Below are 3,358 nucleotides of genomic sequence, written 5' to 3' on the forward strand. Positions count from 1 at the left end.
ACCAGCCCCCGTTGGTCCCGGACCTCCTGGAAGAGCCGGCTGGACATGCCCCCCCCGAGGACCGTGTTCACGAGGTTGAGCGCGTACCGGTCCCGGTGGGCGTAGGAGAGGCCCTCCACTCCGAGGCAGACGTGGACCTGCGAGACGTCCCGGTCCTTGGTGACGGTGGCGGGGCGGGCCACGGGAGGGGCAGGTGCGGTGGCCGCGGCCTCCGGACCGTCCCAGCCCCCCAGGTGAGTCTGGAGGAGGTCCAGGAGGCGGTCGTGGTCCAGGTCGCCGGCCGCGGCCAGGATGGTCCGGTGGGGGCGGTAGTGCCCCGCAAGGTACGTCCGGAGGTCCTCCCGGGTGAGGGCCTCGAGCGTCTGGGGACGCCCGAGGATCGGACGTCCCAGGGGGTGCTCCCCCCAGATCGCCTGGGCGAAGAGGTCGTGGATCTCGTCGTCGGGGGTGTCCTCCACCATCCGGATCTCCTGAAGGATGACCCCCCGCTCCTTCTCCAGGTCGGCGGGGTCCAGGCGGGGATGGAGGAGGAGATCGGCCAGGAGGTCCACGGCGAGCGGGAGGTGGCCGCCGAGGACCTTGGCGTAGTAGCAGGTGTGCTCCCGGGAGGTGAAGGCGTCCAGCCTCCCCCCGACCGCCTCGATCTCCTGGGCGATGGCCTCCGCGGACCGCCGCTCCGTCCCCTTGAAGAGCATGTGCTCCAGGAAGTGGGAGATCCCGGCCTGCGGCGCCTCCTCGTCCCGGGAGCCGACCCCGATCCACGCCCCCAGGGCCACGGACCGGACGGCGGGCATTCGCTCCGTCAGGACCGTGAGCCCGTTCGCCAGGACCGCCTTCCGGATGAGAGGGGAGCGGGGCATGCCGCTACCGCTTCTCGCGCTGTTGCTGGTCCCGGAGAACCTCCTTGCGGCTCAGGCGAACCTTGCCCGCCCGGTCGATCTCGATCACCTTGACGGTCACCTCCTGGCCCTCCTTCAGGACGTCCTCCACGCGCACGATCCGCGTCTCCGCGATCTGGGAGATGTGGAGGAGCCCGTCGGTGCCGGGGAGGATCTCCACGAAAGCCCCGAAATCGGTGATCTTCTTCACCTTCCCGGTGTAGGTCTTCCCCACTTCCGGGACCTCGATGATCTTGTGGACGATCCCGAGGGCCTTGGCGGCCGCGGCCTCGTCCGCCGACGCGATCTCCACCGTGCCGTCGTCGCTGATGTCGATCTTGACCCCGGTCTCCTCGATGATGCTCCGGATCATCTTCCCGCCCGGGCCGATGACCTCCCGGATCTTGTCCACGGGGATCTTGAAGGTGATGATCCGGGGCGCGTAGGGGGAGATGTGGTCGCGGTGGTGGGCGAGTACCTTGTCCATCTGGTCCAGGACGTGGAGCCGCGCCGCCCGGGCGCGCTCCAGTGCCTCCCCCATGAGGGCGGCGGTGACGCCGACGATCTTGATGTCCATCTGCAGGGCCGTGAGGCCCCGCCGCGTGCCGGCCACCTTGAAATCCATGTCCCCCAGGTGGTCCTCCAGCCCCAGGATGTCGGTGAGGATGACGACCTTGTCCCCCTCCTTCACCAGCCCCATGGCCACGCCCCCCACGGCGGCCCGGATCGGCACGCCGGCGTCCATGAGGGCGAGGGACGCGCCGCAGACGGTCGCCATGGAGGAGGAGCCATTCGACTCCAGGATGTCGCTGACGATGCGCAGCGTGTAGGGGAACTCGTCGGGCGCCGGCAGGATCGTCAGGAGGGCCCGCTCGGCCAGCGCTCCATGGCCGATCTCCCGGCGGCCCGGACCGCGGAGGAACCGGACCTCCCCCACGCTGAAGGGCGGGAAGTTGTAGTGGAGCATGAACCGCTTGAATCCCTCCCCCTCGATGCTGTCGAGGCGCTGGACGTCCTCGGAGGTCCCCAGGGTCGTGGTGACCAGGGCCTGGGTCTCCCCGCGGGTGAAGAGGGCGGAGCCGTGGGTCCTGGGGAGGAGCCCGACCGCGATCCGGATCGGGCGGATGGCGTCCGGACTGCGGCCATCGGTCCGGATCCCCCGCGTGAGGAGCAGGCGGCGCATCTCCTCCTTTTCTATCGTCTCGACCAGTTCCCGCACCTCCCCCAACACCTCGGGCGGCTCCCCGGTGAAGCCGGCCACGGTCCGCTCGCGGATCTCCGCCAGGCGGTCCGCCCGATCCTCCTTCGCGAGGTCGGCGGCCAGGGCCCGGATTGGCTCCCGGCAGACCGCGGCGACCCGCTCGGCGAGGGCGGGATCGCCGGTGGGGCGGGTGAAGCCCGTCTTGGGTTTCCCGCAGGCCTGCTGCAGCTGCTCCTGAATCCCGCAGAGGTCCGCCAGCGCCTTGTGCCCGACCGCGATGGCCTCCAGCACGACCCCCTCCGGGGTCTCCCGCGCCCCGGCCTCCACCATCACCACCCCGTCCCGCGTCCCCGCGACGACCAGGTCCAGGTCGCTCCGCTCCAGCTGGCCGTAGGTGGGGTTGAGAATGAACTGGCCGCCCACCCGTCCGACCCGCACGGCACCGATGGGCCCGAGGAACGGGATCGGAGACAGGCTGAGGGCGGCCGAGGCGCCGACGATGGCCAGGACGTCCGGGTCGTTCTCCGTATCGGCGGACAGCACGGTGGCGATGATCTGCACGTCCCGGCGGTACCCCTTGGGGAACAGGGGGCGGATCGGCCGGTCGATGAGGCGGGAAGCCAGCGTCTCGGCGTCCCGGGGGCGCCCTTCGCGCTTGAAGAATCCCCCGGGGATCTTCCCGGCGGCGTAGGCGCGCTCCTGGTAGTCCACGGTGAGGGGGAAGAAGTCGATCCCCTCCCGGGCCTGCTTGGCCGCCACGGCGGTGACGAGCACCACGGTGTCCCCGTAGCGAACCCAAGCGGCCCCGTCGGCCTGACGAGCGACGGCGCCGGTTTCGATGCTGAGGGGCTTCCCCCCCACGATCGTCTCGAAGCGATGAGTCATGGATCCTTTTCTTCCGCTGCCCGCGCGCGTCCGGCTCCCGGGCTCTCCCGGCACCGCCCGGACCGTCACGGCAGCCCGCGGACGGCTACCGGCGGATCCCCAACCGCTCGATGAGGGCCCGGTACCGGTTGATGTCTTTGCTCTTGAGGTAGTCCAGCAGTTTTCTCCGCCGGCCGACCATCTTTAAGAGGCCCCGGCGAGAATGGTGATCCTTCTTGTGAGCAGTCAGATGCTCCGTGAGGTAGTTGATCCGCCCCGAGAGCAGGGCCACCTGCACCTCCGGCGACCCCGTATCGCTCTCGTGGATCTTGAACTGGCCGATCAGCTCCTGCTTCTTGGCGATCGCCTTCGCCATTTCCATTCCCCCCCCTTTCCCGCCCTGCGCCGGGCGTCC

The 3,358-nt window shown here is 70.1% G+C and carries 3 protein-coding genes; all 3 read right to left on the bottom strand.

Annotation, left to right across the window (positions count from 1 at the left end):
- Window positions 1-860, bottom strand: an 860-nt coding sequence (locus tag VGT06_02590) for a pitrilysin family protein (protein HEV8662022.1), incomplete at its 3' end; no start/stop codon positions are given.
- A gap of 4 nt (window positions 861-864) precedes the next feature.
- Window positions 865-2,964, bottom strand: coding sequence for a polyribonucleotide nucleotidyltransferase (gene pnp, locus VGT06_02595; protein ID HEV8662023.1), 2,100 nt, complete (start codon window positions 2,962-2,964; stop codon window positions 865-867).
- Window positions 2,965-3,049: 85 nt separating this feature from the next.
- Complete coding sequence (rpsO, locus tag VGT06_02600) at window positions 3,050-3,319, bottom strand: 30S ribosomal protein S15 (GenBank protein HEV8662024.1); 270 nt, start codon at window positions 3,317-3,319, stop codon at window positions 3,050-3,052.
- Window positions 3,320-3,358: the final 39 nt, after the last annotated feature.

The sequence above is a fragment of the Candidatus Methylomirabilis sp. genome (assembly GCA_036000645.1).
GTDB lineage: Bacteria > Methylomirabilota > Methylomirabilia > Methylomirabilales > JACPAU01 > JACPAU01.